Below are 13,460 nucleotides of genomic sequence, written 5' to 3'. Positions count from 1 at the left end.
CATGCAATGCTCAAAATGTAAAGCACCAACGGAAGATGAGTCTGTCTATTGTGGTCAATGTGGCAAGCAGTTTACTCAACCTGGCCGTCCAGTGATGGTGGCTTTTGCGCCGCAACCGGACAGACTGTCGCGTTTGGAGGCTCCCTGGCTGGAGCAAGCTGAGAATGAAGAGCGTCCGCTGCCGTTTCCTGAAGAACAGGTTCTGCCCTTTCAGGCCGATAAGCCCTATACACAGATCTATCCTAAGACCCCCATTCCGCTGCCGGGTAGACGGAAGTCTTTAACCTTACCCCATCTGGCCCTTCCGTTTCGTCAGCCACACTCCTCTCGCTTTCGACATAAATCGCTGTCACTGCTCACATTTATGCTGATTGTACTTCTTCTGGGCATTGCAATTGGGGCCATCACTTTACTACAAAACAAGCACCTTAGCTCTGATCCAGCGCATGCCACTGGCAACATTACGTTTTCTGATAGCTCTGCCAGCCAGAGCGATAGTGGCGGACTGACTCTGACGCTGAGTGGGCTGGCCGCTCCTCCCAGTGGCTCTCATTACGCCGCCTGGCTTGTCGATGAACGCGTAGAGCAGACTACGGCCCTGGGCACCCTCACTAAGGTTGAGCAGTCTGCTACACCTGGCTATGTCCTTGTCTTTCACCATTCTGGGACCAATCTGCTGGGAAGCGGCAATAAGTTTGAGATTACGCAGGAGACAGGGAGCGCGACCCTGCCAGCAGGCAAGGTGCTTCTGACCGCCAGTTATCCAGAGCTGGCCTTTCTCCATATTAAGCATCTACTTGTCAGCTTCGCTACAACGCCCGGGAATGTTGGCTTGCTGGTCGGCCTGCGTGATCAGGGGCAACAGGTACAGGCTCAGGCCCAATCGTTAAAGAATAGCGAAGGGAAGCGAGAAGAGACGCTCTGCAATGCGCAAAGTCTGCTGAATCTTCTAGAAGGTACTGATGGAGCACATTTCCATTCACTCCCACCATCCTGTGTGCAGGCCAGTAGGGGCGATGGTTTTGGACTACTGGGGCAGGGAGGTGAGGGCTATCTCTCAATGGTAGCCATGCATGCCTCGCTGGCCGCGACCCAATCAGATGCAACGGATACGATCCGCACTCATGCTCAGAAGATCATCCAGGGGACAGATCAGCTTAAGAAATGGTTTAATACTATAGATCAGGATGCACAGAGTCTCCTGACTGATCCAACCAATCACACCAAAATTCAAGAGATCAGTCAGCTAGCCAGTTCAATCATGAATGGGGATCAACACACTGCTGGTATAATCTCTCTCTATCACGAGGGTCAGTCTATGGCTACATTGACCTTTGTACCTGATATGCATTAGTATCATGTGAAGCAGGATTTTCGATTGCCCCAATAAGGGGTTCAATGCTCCTAGACATGGATTTAAGGGGATTATCCAGGAGAAGAAGAAGTGATCAAGGTTCTACTATTTAATATTGATGGGGTCATTCTCCAGGAGAAGAAGAAGTGATTAAGGTTCTACTCTTTGATATTGATGGGGTCATCCTCCATGGGGAGCACTGGAGCAAAAATCTAAAACGCGATTATAATATTAGCCCTGACCAATTACAAACTTTTTTCCGCGAGAGATTTTCTGCTTGCCTTATTGGTGAAGCTGACCTTAAGATTGAGCTTGCTCGCTATCTACAGAAGTGGGGCTGGCCTGGCTCCGTAGAAGATTTCTTACGCTACTGGTTTGAGGCCGAATACAGCCTCAATACAGAGCTATTAGAGGCGGTCAAGCAGCTCCGTCAGCAAGGGATATGCTGTTATCTGGCAACCCAACAGGAGCGCTACCGAACTGCCTACCTGATCGAAAAAATGAACTTTGTCGAGGCTTTTGATGGGATCTTCTCATCAGTGTATGTTGGCTACTTAAAGGACCATCCAGGCTTCTTTCTGGAGGTCTTAAAGCAGTTAGAGCATATCCAGCCCGCAGAAGTTCTGTTCTGGGACGATACCCCCAAAAACGTTACTGCGGCCAGAGAGGCCGGGCTTTATGCAGAACTCTACACCACTATGGGAGATTTTTATCAAAAGCTCTCGACCTTCATAAAGTAAATTGCCTTTTACAAGCAATTTATTGCCCGAGCATGTATGGCTCCTTCACGGGTCCACGGCCATCATGAATGATAGGCCCGACACCTTTATGCGATAAATCGCTCATAAAGAGTGATTTATCACCCGAACATGTACGGATTCCCCTCACGGGTCCGCGGCCATCATGAATGATGGGCCCGACACCTTTATGCGATAAATCGCTCATAAAGAGTGATTTATCACCCGAACATGTACGGATTCCCCTCACGGGTCCGCGGCCATCATGAATGATGGGCCCTACCCCATCACGCGATAAATCGCTCATAAAGGGTGATTCATTCATAATGTCCATCGGACCCATCCCCACATTTTCCCCATCACGAGCGATTTATCGCCCAAACACGTGGGGCCCATCATTCATGATGGCCGTGGGGCCCACCCCGCTTTGTTCCTCTCATTGATAAACAAAGGCCCATTGTAAAAAGTTTAGCGATGCGATAGGACCAGCGTTCCGGCATTAGTCCCGGCTGCACCTACGGCAAGAAAACGGCCTGTCGGCACAAAGGTAATGGCATCCAATTCATTGCTAGACGCACCTGTCGAGAGCGTCGGATTAGAGGCCACGCTCCAGGCCTTTCCATCGTAATGCTCGAGAATCAGGTTGCTACGATCGGTCCCTACCGCCCAGACATCGTTAGCAGCGCGGGCACTCACGCCCCGTAGCTCGTTATGCTGGCTCAGATCATTACCAGAATCGGGGCTACTGACAATCTTCCAACTGGTGCCATCCCAATGCTCGGTCAGCGTATGATTGTAGATACCATGCAGACCTGTATAGGTTCCAACGGACCAGATATCGGTGCCAGAGACGGCGGCAAGAGCATTGAGACTATTGAACTGACGATCGCCCTGTGCCCCGATATCAGGACTATTCACAAGGTTCCAGTGTTGACCATCCCAGTGCTCGATCAAGGTCTGAGAGCCCAACGCAATATTATTCGTCATAAAATTCCCAACAGCCCAGACATTATTGGCGGCCAGGGCCGTCACTGCATTTAATTGGCCCGTAATACCATTGGCAGAGTATCGAGATGGATTGGGCAATGGCACCGGAACGGTCATCCAATGCGCACCATCCCAGTGCTGGCTAAAAGCCTGCTGACCAGATTGGCTGACACCAACGATCCAGACATCGTTGGCGGCCCGCGCAGTGATCCCTTTCAACTGACCTGGAACGGTCGTTGAGACGGATTGCCATTTTTTGCCATCCCAATGCTCAATCAGGCCCATTCCAGTTCCATTCTCCAGTGATCCAACAACCCAGACATCCTGTGGACTAATCACAGCCACACCTGTCAGCCTGGCCTGTTGCTGACGAAAGGCGTCGGGGACAATCTGCCACTTTTTGCCGGTCCAGTGCTCTACCAGAGGACCCTCTAAAGAGGTGCTATTCTGAATATGACTATGAGCGCCAACGGCCCAGGCATCGCCGTTTCCAGAGGCTGAGACTCCATACAGAAAGTTATTGGTATCCAGATTTGCGCTATTGACCACGCTCCAGGTACTGTGAGGAGACTTTGTAATGGGTTCTGAAGCTGACAGTGCAGGCCCGGCTGCATGCCCAATTACGCTTGTCAGCGAGAGAATGACGGCGCACCAGGCTGCCCAGGCTATCCCTCCAAACAGTGCTGGCCTCATAAAACCGTTCATATTTATCCACCCTTCCACATATGTGCACTAAAGAATCAATCTAACATCCTTCAAAGCTTTCAGGCTTACTCTATCTTTACCACCAAATGTACTCGTTTTGCATTCAAAGATATGCGAATTTTTCCTTCCCCAAATATGGTATTTTTGTGCACACTCCCTTTTGACTATCTTTATCCCTCACCTCAAATGGAGCGCCCTGGTAAAAGGCCAGCATACAGGCGAGCCCTCCAGCAGAGAGTTCAATATCACTCTCTGCTGGAGGGCTCGCCTGTATGCTGGCCCGATAATCTACGCTTGCTTCACATAGGAAGCGGGGGCGGAATCAATGGCGCCAGTCTCAATCATGATCTCACGCAACTGTTTGGCATCGATGGTTTCATAGAGGCGCAGTGCTTTGGCAATGCGATCCAATGTCTCACGATGCTCAGTCAGCAGGCTCACCGCCTGTTGATGGGCGCGAGAGACGATTCGATTCACCTCTTCGTCAATGATGGTGGCTGTACGCTCGCTATATTCGCGCGAATTGCTTGCCAGAGCTGTTCCGGCAAAGGGATCTTCGCGCTCGCTATAGGAGATAGCTCCCAGGCGTTCGCTCATGCCCCATTTGGTGATCATCTGGCGCGCAATCGCGGTGACGCGCTGAAGATCGTTTTCAGCTCCTGTGGTGATACGGCCAATGGCAACCTCTTCAGCCGCTCGCCCGCCCAGGGCGGTTACCAACTGACTAAGCAGGTAATCCTGCGTGTAGTTATAGCGATCATCTAGAGGAGTATACTGTGTGACGCCAAGGGCCTGACCACGTGGAACAATAGTGACCTTAGAGACTGGGTCCACATGCTCGGTCAGCAGACCTGTAAGGGCGTGACCACCCTCGTGATAGGCAATGACGTTAAGATCATGCTCACTCAAGATCAAAGGACGTTCGGCTCCAATCAAGATCTTGTCCAGCGATTCGCTAAAACAGGTCTGGGTGACCGCGTCCAGGTTACGGCGAGCGGCCAGGAGAGCAGCCTCGTTGATCAGGTTGGCGAGATCGGCACCAACCATACCAGGGGTCGCACGAGCAATCGTGATCAGATCTACATCGCTGGCCAGAGGCACGTTGCGCGAATGGATTTTGAGGATTGCCAGGCGGCCATTCCAGTCTGGACGATCGACGGTCACACGGCGATCAAAACGGCCAGGTCGTAAGAGAGCTTTATCCAGTCCATCCGGTCGGTTTGTTGCAGCAATCACTACCACTGCCTGACGCGCATCAAAACCGTCCATCTCGACCAGCAACTGGTTGAGGGTCTGCTCACGCTCGTCATTGCTATTGATGCTGGAACCACGCTGGCGACCAACAGCGTCGATTTCGTCGATGAAGATGATGCTTGGGGCCGCCTTCTTGGCCTGATCGAAGAGATCACGCACACGGCTCGCTCCTACACCCACCAGCACTTCGACAAACTCAGATCCGCTCATGGAGAAGAAAGGGACACTGGCTTCGCCTGCAACGGCACGAGCCAGCAACGTTTTACCGGTTCCCGGAGGGCCTACCAGCAAGACGCCACGAGGAATCTTGCCACCCAGACGCTGAAATTTTTGTGGCGTCTTCAGGAACTCAACGACCTCTACCAGATCGCTTTTGGCCTCGTCAACACCAGCAACATCCCCAAAGGTTGTTGATGGTCGATCTTCCAGCACCATCTTCGCTCGGCTCTTGCCAAAGCTAAAGATGTTCTGCTGGCTCTGCGTTGCGCGGCGAGCAATAAAGTAGAACACGCCTAAGACCAGAATCCAGGGGAGTAAATTTAACAATACGCTGAAAAGAATATTGTTGTCCTGTACTGGCTTGCCCTGGAAATTCACATGTTGTTGCAACAAAAGGTCCGTAAGGGTGGTGTCTCCATTTGGAAGGGTATTCAGGTGGAAATCTTTCCGCTGCTGCCCCGTACTTTCAATCGTGATGGGGTTTTTGAAAGAGCCATAGGCATCCTGTCCCTGGAAGGTGACCTTATCAATGTTTCCTTGCTTCACCTGGGCATAGAATGTGCTGTAAGAAATCTCGCCCGCATTGGGACTTGCACCACCACTCCCTTGCGTAAAGATCTGAAATAGATAGAGACCTACAATAACGACGATGGCGATAATAACAATACGAAACAGGAGGGAGGTTCCACCACCGCCTGGGCTACCGCCAGCATTATTGCCGTTGCCTCCGCTATCGGGGCGCTGTGATCCCCGTGGACCCGGTTCGTTCGGGTTCTGATACATATACGTAGCCTGAGCATCCATTAGTTCAGACCTGCTTTCTTGATCTGTCGAGACATCCAAAGAGGGGCGTCTGGTATGAGACACACGAATATATTTGCTCTCCTGTGCGCAATATGATCTCATCATATTACACGTACTCTCACCTTTCGTCTACCTGTACTCACCCCCACCAGGATTTTGGTACAGCACAAGAGAAGGGTCGGCTCACTCGCATGAGTTTTGAGATACATACGTTTTATATCACTTCCTGGTTGCATTCTCACCAGCCTGCCTGCACTATCCTGACCGGCTGAGAGCGCTTTATGCTTGCAGCTCGCCGCTCTCATCTTACAGCCAACAGAGTGCCCCGCTTTAAAATGACGTGCCAGAGGACAGATTCGTATAGAGATTATCTACGAGTCTCTGAACATGAGGAGGCTCAGGGATAACGAATGAGACACCACGACAAGTGTAAAACGTCTTGTCTCTATTGTATCATATGGTGTCCCAGACGAGACCATCACGCTAAAGAGAGGCCAGGCTATTCCAATCAAAAATGACGCCCATGGCGCTGCTACGCTCACGCGTCAGCATTCGATACGCTTCGGCTGCCTGCTGAGGCGCATACCGATGGGTGATCAGGTCATGCACACGCATATCACCACGACGTATGTACTCGAAGAAGAGCTCGCCTTGATGAAGGTTATTCCAATAACAGCGCTCGCTCGCTACAAACTCTCCATGCATATCATGGGCTGCGACAATGGAGATGCCTTTGGTGATGACATCTTTGGTGAGATGCTGTTGCGTTGGTGAGCCTGTGTCGCCCAGAATGACCAGTCGACCAAAGGGACGGAGTAATTGAAGGGCCTGCGCAAAGACCGGGGCCGCTCCTGTGACATCATAGACAATATTCACTCCCTGGCCGTTTGTTAGTCTCAGGACTTCGTCACGCGCCTGGGCGGCTCCCATTTTGAGTACGGTTGTGGCTCCATGCTCTTTTGCCATCTCCAGACGGGGCTCCGCAAGATCGATTGCAATGATCTGGCGCGCCCCCAATAAACGGGCATATTGTACAACCAGTTGCCCTAGCAGTCCGAGGCCAATGACGGCTACGGTATCTCCCAGCCTGTGTTCCGCGTAGCGTATTCCATTCTGGACAATCGTGGCGATATGAAACCAGGTGGCGTCTTCCTCAGCAACTCCTTCAGGAATATGATAGATGTCGATCTCATCAGTGGAGACGACGGTGTACTGCTTATGCTCACAACGCAGCGCTACTCTGGCCCCCACCTCTACATTCGTGACTTCTGCTCCCTTCTCAATTACCCGTCCTACCAGACTATAGCCTGTATGAAATGGATATTTGATCCATCCATCCCAATGCGAGCCCGGATCAAAGTTCCGGCTCAAACAGATGCTCTCCGTTCCAGTACTGATGAGCGAATAATTGGCCTGCACCAGGATGTCTCTCGCTCCCGGCTTACGTACCGGTTCTTCATACACTTCGACCTGATCTTTCCCTGTAAAGACAATATTTAATGAATCCATTGGTATCTCCCCCTGAATACTGGTGAGCTGATATGACGCAAAATAAGTGAAGCTCTAGCATAAAAATAACAATACAAGCTTCTATTGATCCCAAAAAGGTGACAGACCCCTCATGAACAGTATGAGAGGTCCATCTGTTTTGCCGCGACTGCTGTTTGAAAATCGCAGTCTACGAGATTACAAGGGCTGGCTGATTTGTGCTGTTCTCACGTGAATAGACGCTTTGCCAATTCTGACAGCTGGCATTTAAGGCAATCGTCACGCTAGTACCACTGGCTTTAGCGCTCTGAATATAGCTCGTCAGGTCAAAATCGACAACGCCAATGCCTGGCGAGGTGATACTGCTAATGGCACTCCCCGGCGCAGGCAATGTATTGCTTGTCTCAACCCAGGAATTATCGCTAACCTGGTAGGCTGTCAATGTGATCGACCCCTGATCATCATTGTTGCGATAGACGCGCAAATGGGCTGAGTTGATGGAACTACTTATAGACGATAGGTCAAATTTCAGGTAGCTGTACTGGTAGATGCTGACGTTGAGCGTGTTCTCACTACCAGTGCTCTGGGCCCAGTTATCACGATCCGCAATTGGAGCCAGTGAAGTGGGGGTAGAGGAAGACAGGGTAGTATCATCACCATATACAAAGCCATTGCCCGCAAAACCAACATAGACGCGCCCGGGAATACTCATGTCGCCATTGATGGTCGTGACGGTATCTGCCAGGTTCATTGGATAGGAGGAGACCAGATCCCAGCTCGCACCTTGATCAACGGAGCGATAGACGCCCCAATTGTTGTTGATCTTGCCATACACGAAGATAGCTGGATAACTGGCTCCATTGATCGCTGCACCATAGCCAATAGCACGAGCATCCTGGACTGCGCTGACTTTATTCCAGGAATCGCCTGCATTGGTGGTGTAGGAGAGCCCACCCTGCGCTGTACTCATCCAGATATGACCGGCATGACCAGGGACCGCTCGTATCTGCCCAAAGACATGGGCATCATTGTTGCTGCTGCTGGGAGCCTGCCCGGGAGCCTTTACCCAATCCTGGCCGTTATTGCTTGAACGATAGAACTCTCCACCATTCTCGGTACTATAGATGTAGAATTGACCACCAATGACTTTGTCTGAGTCCAGGGCCTTCTTCTGCGCCCACCAGATCATGGTGTGGAGATTATTGACGTTATTAAAGAATGTCAGTTTGTTCCAACTGGCTCCGGTGTCGGTGGTCACATAGGGCTTTGCATTATTTGTTGGCAGCCAGACGATATTCCGCGTATCCGTTGCCGAGACTGCAATATTGCCGCCATAGAGATCTGAATAGTTCGCCATCCCCGAGAACTGATTCCAGGTCTGTCCTCCATCATTAGAGTAACCGCTCTGACTGGGATTGATATAGCGCGTATCAGAGGAGGCTGCGACGACAAAGCTCGGGTTGTTCGCGCTATAGTCGAGGCTGGTCCCATCGGAGAACTTGCTTGTCAGGATGGTCTTATCGGGATAGCCATCGGGATTGGCATGATAGAAGCCATTACGATCCTGGTTGACGGTAATCGCTTTCCCACCTGGAGGGGCGATCACGTCGTTGGCAACCATCTCTTCAATGCCGTTGGAATTGAAGTTCCAGTTGATGGTGGTATCGCTCAGATTCGTCGCGTTCCAGACGCCTGTTCCTTGAGGGAACCAGAGCTTGTTCTGCACAAAAGGATCAAACACAATGGTCCCACTGGAGAGCCAGTTGGCCTCGTCGGTCTGGGTAATCCAGGGAATAGAGGTTGAACTAATTGAGACCTGAAGGATATCCCAACTGCTCCCACCATTGGTTGAGCGCCAGAAATGATCGTTGCGCATACCACCCGGGCTAACAAAGAGGCGCTGACTATTAAAAGGATCAATCGCGACTGTGTAAGCCGTATCGCCATTGGGCGGTGTGATATCGGACCACGAGCCCGTACCGAGATTGTATTTCTGGACTGAACCAAGGCCACTTACTGGCATGAAGGTGGCATAGAAGGTTCCATCTGGTGCGACGATACCCTGGTAAGGGATCTGAGTTGTAGAGTAGATGTTATACCAGCTCCCACCTGCATTATCAGAGCGATAGATGCCCTGACCCGCAACCCCGACATAGATCCGCTCTGTCTTACCATCAGAGGTTGTGCCGCCGCTGGGATCAAACACGACAAATTTTACGCCTGCTGGCGTGCCACTGCTATTGCTGCCTGCTGGAATACTACTTGTAGAGATCTGGCTCCAACTTCCCCCCGCATTGGTGCTCACCCAGAGCCCCTCGGTGCGCGATCCAAAGTAGACGACATTATCGTTGTTGGGATCAACGGCCAGCCGCTCACCACCCTGACGATAATCACCATTCCCATTGATATACCAGCGCTGACCACTGTCGCTCCAATGATTGCCACGATCGGTACTCTTCAAGATGCGTCCATTGTCGGGATAAGGCGAACTATCATAGGTGCTTCCAACCGCTACATAGACGACCTGATCGTTCTGCTTGCTTACTGCAATGCTATCCACTCCATAGTCGCCTGAAGTGGGATTGGGAATATTGTTTGCAAGAATGATCTGCGACCAGGACTGGCTGCTGGCGTCCCAGCGATAGGCACCACCTACGTCGGTGCGCCCATAGATGACATTCTGCGAGGTGGGATGAATGACAAGCCCCGTGACAAAGCCACCACCTCCCACACGCAACTGTTTCCATGAATAATTGGTCGTAAGATCTGCCGCCTGAACATGGCCTGGCTGTTGCAAGCTGAGCCATGGTACAAGTAATAAGATCGGCAGCAGAATTAGTGGCAGCAAGCGTTTGCTGCTAGTATCTTGCCGGTGATGCACCATTGCAATTCCTTTGCACATCTGTCACTCCTTGAGACTATGATTCTCTTCGTCGAAAAATCAATCCATCAAACTCTGGTCAACCTTAGCGTGTATCTGAAGGGAGCTCACATTCAGGAAACGCTCTGCTCTCTTCAGATACACTCTTACAAGCCAGGCACCTTACGAGATGACAAGCTCAGGAACATTGGTAACATGCTCGCGTGAATCAATGTTCTGCCATGAGGCCGAACTTGCGTTCACTGCGATGCTCACAACATTTCCACTGGCTTTAGCACTCTGAATGTAGCTGGTAAGGTCAAAATCAACGTAACCAGAGCCAGGGGATGTGACCGTTCCCAGCGTATTTCCAGTCGCTGGCAAGGTATTACTGGTCTCAACCCAGGAGCTATCGCTAACTTGATAGGCTGTGATGGAGATGGAGCCAGCATCAGCCAGGTCGCGATACAATCTAAGATGAGCCGAGCTAATCGAGCCAACAGACGAGAGGTCAAATTTCAGGTAGCTATACTGATAGAGGCTGACGTTGAGCGTGGTTTCAGTTCCAGTGCTTTGAGCCCAATTGTCACGATCCGCTGTTGCATAAAGCGTAGTCGTGCCTGGATTGGGCGTTGGACTCGGTGTCGGTGTTGGGCTTGGTGTTGGCGTTGGCGTTGGGCTTGGCGTCGGCGTTGGACTTGGTGTCGCCGTTGGACTCGGCGTAACGGTTGGAGTCACGCTTGAATTAGGAGTCGGTGTAGCCTTCGGCAACGATTTATCGTCAGCGTAGAGGAACCCATTTCCGCTAAAGCCTACGTAGACACGACCAGGAATACTCATATCGCCATTTACTGTATTGACGCTATCATAGAGATTCCCGGGATACTGAGCCACTTTACTCCAGGTAACACCTTGATCGCTTGAGCGCCAGATACCCCACTGGTCATGGACCTTGCCATACATAAAAATGGTGGGATAGGTTGAGCCCGCCAGAGGCGCTCCATAGCCAAAGGCCTGAGCATCCTGCACCTCACTGGCCTTGGTCCAGGTCGTGCCTGCGTCTGTGGTATTGTAGAGACCGCCTTGAGCAACACTGACCCAGACATTGCCAGCATGACCAGGCACCGCTCGTACCTGCCCAAAGACATGGGCATCGTTGTTGCCGCTGGGTGGAACCGGTCCGGGCACCTGCTCCCAGGTCTGACCACTGTTGCTTGAGCGGAAGAACTCTCCACCATTGTCGGTGCTATAAATGTAGAATTGGCCGCCAGTGACCTTATCTGCATCTAAAGCTTTCTTCCAGCCCCACCAGATCATAGTGTGCATCACATTGACATTGGCAAAAGGCATCGTCAACTCGGTCCAGGTCGCACCACGGTCGGTCGTCACATAGGGCTTCTTATTCCATGTTGGCAACCAGACAATGTTATTAGTGTCCGTTGCAGAGACTGCAATATTGCCGCCATACAGATCTGGGTAGTTTGCCATGCCTGTGAATTGAGTCCAGGTCTGCCCACCATCCGTCGAGTAGCCGCTCTGACTGGGATTAATAAAACGGGTATCGGAGGAGGCTGCGACCACAAAGCTGGGCGTCCCACCGCTATAATCTAAACTGGTCCCATCAGAGAACTTGCTCGTCAGGATAGTCTTAGCAGGGAAGGCATCAGGATTGGCATGATAGAAGCCGTTGCGATCCTGATTGACGGTAATCGCTTTCCCACCTGGAGGAGCAATCACGTCGTTGGCAACCATCTCTTCAATGCCGGTTGTCACCGAGTTCCAGGTGATGGTCGTATCACTGAGATTTGTGGCCTCCCAGACGCCAGTCCCCTGTGGGAACCAGAGTTTATTCTGCGTATGAGGATCAAATACCAGCTTACCAGCCGAAAGCCAGTTGGTCTCATCCGTCTGCGTAATCCAGGGAATAGTCGGAGAACTGATTGCTACATTCAGGGTATCCCAGGTCAGCCCACCAGTTGTTGAGCGGAAAAAGTGGCCGTCGCGCATGCCACCATCGCTTACAAAGACACGCTGCGCATCAAATGGATCGGTCGCGATCACATATCCATTTCCCCAGACAGGAGGCGTAATATCGGCCCAGCTATTCGTCTGTGGATTATATTTTTTGACCAGACCTTTATCGACACTGGACTGTAAAGAGACATAGAGCTGATCATCCGCACTAAGCGCCTGATCAAACGGGATGGTGGTATCCGTAAAGGGCAGGATATTTGTCCATGTTGCGCCAGCATCATCGCTACGGAAGACACCAGCACCTGAGACACCTGCATAGATACGGCTGGTTTTCCCATGAACGATTGGGCTGGCAGGGTCAAATTGGATAAATTTAATCCCTGTAGCAGCACCACTGCTATTGCTACCCAGTGGAACCTGATCGGGAGAGACCTGTTTCCAGTGGGCTGCACTATCGGTACTGACCCAGAGCCCCTGCATACGAGAGCCGAAGTAGACCACGCTCCCGTTATTGGGATCAACGGCTAAGCGCTCACCACCAGTGCGATTGTCAGCATTTCCGCCAACGCTCCAGCGATAGCCGCTATCGGTCCAGCTATTACCGCTATCAGTGCTTTTAAGAATACGACCATTCTGCTGCGTCAGATCATTCCCCACCGAGATATACACGACCTTGCTATTCTTTTTGCTCAGGGCAATGCTATCGACACTATAATCATTTGGGACAGGGCCAGGCACATTTGAGCCAAGAATGATCTGCTTCCAGCTCTGTGTCTTAGCATCCCAGCGATACGCACCACCTACATCGGTGCGAGCAAACATAACATTAGAAGCGGTTGGGTGGATGACCAGACCAGTGACAAAACCACCACCACCAACTTTTAGAGGCTTCCAGCTATAATTAGCGGACAGATCCACGATCCCTGCTGCCCGAGCTGTTGGAAGCGCCAACAGCCCGGAGGCCAGCAGGATCAGAGAGAACACACTACAAGCAAGAAAGAACAGGCGTCCTCGCCCAGACGCAAAACGATTGCGCATCTCTAAATCCTTTCAACAACATCGTCATTCAGCTTTTGTC

At 51.4% G+C, this 13,460-nt stretch carries 7 protein-coding genes; 2 read left to right on the top strand and 5 right to left on the bottom strand.

Annotation, left to right across the window (positions count from 1 at the left end; all coding sequences use genetic code 11):
- Position 1 precedes the first annotated feature (1 nt).
- Together EL628_RS03195 and EL628_RS03190 are read left to right on the top strand one after the other, a co-directional pair.
- Positions 2-1,354 carry a hypothetical protein gene (locus EL628_RS03195; protein ID WP_126578353.1) on the top strand — a complete coding sequence of 451 codons (1,353 nt, stop codon included), beginning with the start codon at positions 2-4 and terminating at the stop codon, positions 1,352-1,354.
- Between the two features lie 146 nt (positions 1,355-1,500).
- Complete coding sequence (locus EL628_RS03190; RefSeq protein ID WP_126578352.1) at positions 1,501-2,094, top strand: HAD-IA family hydrolase; 594 nt, start codon at positions 1,501-1,503, stop codon at positions 2,092-2,094.
- A gap of 465 nt (positions 2,095-2,559) precedes the next feature.
- Here the strand turns inward: EL628_RS03190 and EL628_RS03185 are convergent, their stop codons facing one another.
- The 5 genes from EL628_RS03185 to EL628_RS30210 form a co-directional block, all read right to left on the bottom strand.
- Positions 2,560-3,783 (bottom strand): beta propeller repeat protein, encoded by a 1,224-nt coding sequence (locus EL628_RS03185; protein ID WP_126578351.1) that lies wholly within the window; start codon positions 3,781-3,783, stop codon positions 2,560-2,562.
- A 288-nt stretch (positions 3,784-4,071) separates the two neighbouring features.
- On the bottom strand, positions 4,072-6,060 hold the full coding sequence (gene ftsH, locus EL628_RS03180; RefSeq protein ID WP_126578350.1) for an ATP-dependent zinc metalloprotease FtsH: 1,989 nt from the start codon (positions 6,058-6,060) through the stop codon (positions 4,072-4,074).
- Between the two features lie 483 nt (positions 6,061-6,543).
- Complete coding sequence (locus tag EL628_RS03175; protein WP_126578349.1) at positions 6,544-7,569, bottom strand: zinc-dependent alcohol dehydrogenase; 1,026 nt, start codon at positions 7,567-7,569, stop codon at positions 6,544-6,546.
- A gap of 169 nt (positions 7,570-7,738) precedes the next feature.
- On the bottom strand, positions 7,739-10,450 hold the full coding sequence (locus EL628_RS03170; protein WP_126578348.1) for a CBM96 family carbohydrate-binding protein: 2,712 nt from the start codon (positions 10,448-10,450) through the stop codon (positions 7,739-7,741).
- A 141-nt stretch (positions 10,451-10,591) separates the two neighbouring features.
- A complete protein-coding gene (locus EL628_RS30210; RefSeq protein WP_126578347.1) occupies positions 10,592-13,420 on the bottom strand; it encodes a CBM96 family carbohydrate-binding protein in 2,829 nt (942 codons plus the stop codon).
- Positions 13,421-13,460: the final 40 nt, after the last annotated feature.

This window comes from Tengunoibacter tsumagoiensis, from assembly GCF_003967535.1.
In the GTDB taxonomy this organism is placed as follows: Bacteria; Chloroflexota; Ktedonobacteria; order Ktedonobacterales; family Ktedonobacteraceae; genus Tengunoibacter; species Tengunoibacter tsumagoiensis.
The sequence above is the reverse complement of the archived record's forward strand: the minus strand, read 5'-3'. Positions and strand labels throughout refer to the sequence as shown.

What these genes read in the sequence shown, in the direction of transcription:
- EL628_RS03195 (WP_126578353.1), top strand. Translation starts at nt 2, where the DNA reads ATGCAATGCTCAAAATGTAAAGCACCAACGGAAGATGAGTCTGTCTAT.
- EL628_RS03185 (WP_126578351.1), bottom strand. Translation starts at nt 3,783, where the DNA reads ATGAACGGTTTTATGAGGCCAGCACTGTTTGGAGGGATAGCCTGGGCA.
- ftsH (WP_126578350.1), bottom strand. Translation starts at nt 6,060, where the DNA reads ATGGATGCTCAGGCTACGTATATGTATCAGAACCCGAACGAACCGGGT.
- EL628_RS03175 (WP_126578349.1), bottom strand. Translation starts at nt 7,569, where the DNA reads ATGGATTCATTAAATATTGTCTTTACAGGGAAAGATCAGGTCGAAGTG.
- EL628_RS03170 (WP_126578348.1), bottom strand. Translation starts at nt 10,450, where the DNA reads ATGTGCAAAGGAATTGCAATGGTGCATCACCGGCAAGATACTAGCAGC.
- EL628_RS30210 (WP_126578347.1), bottom strand. Translation starts at nt 13,420, where the DNA reads ATGCGCAATCGTTTTGCGTCTGGGCGAGGACGCCTGTTCTTTCTTGCT.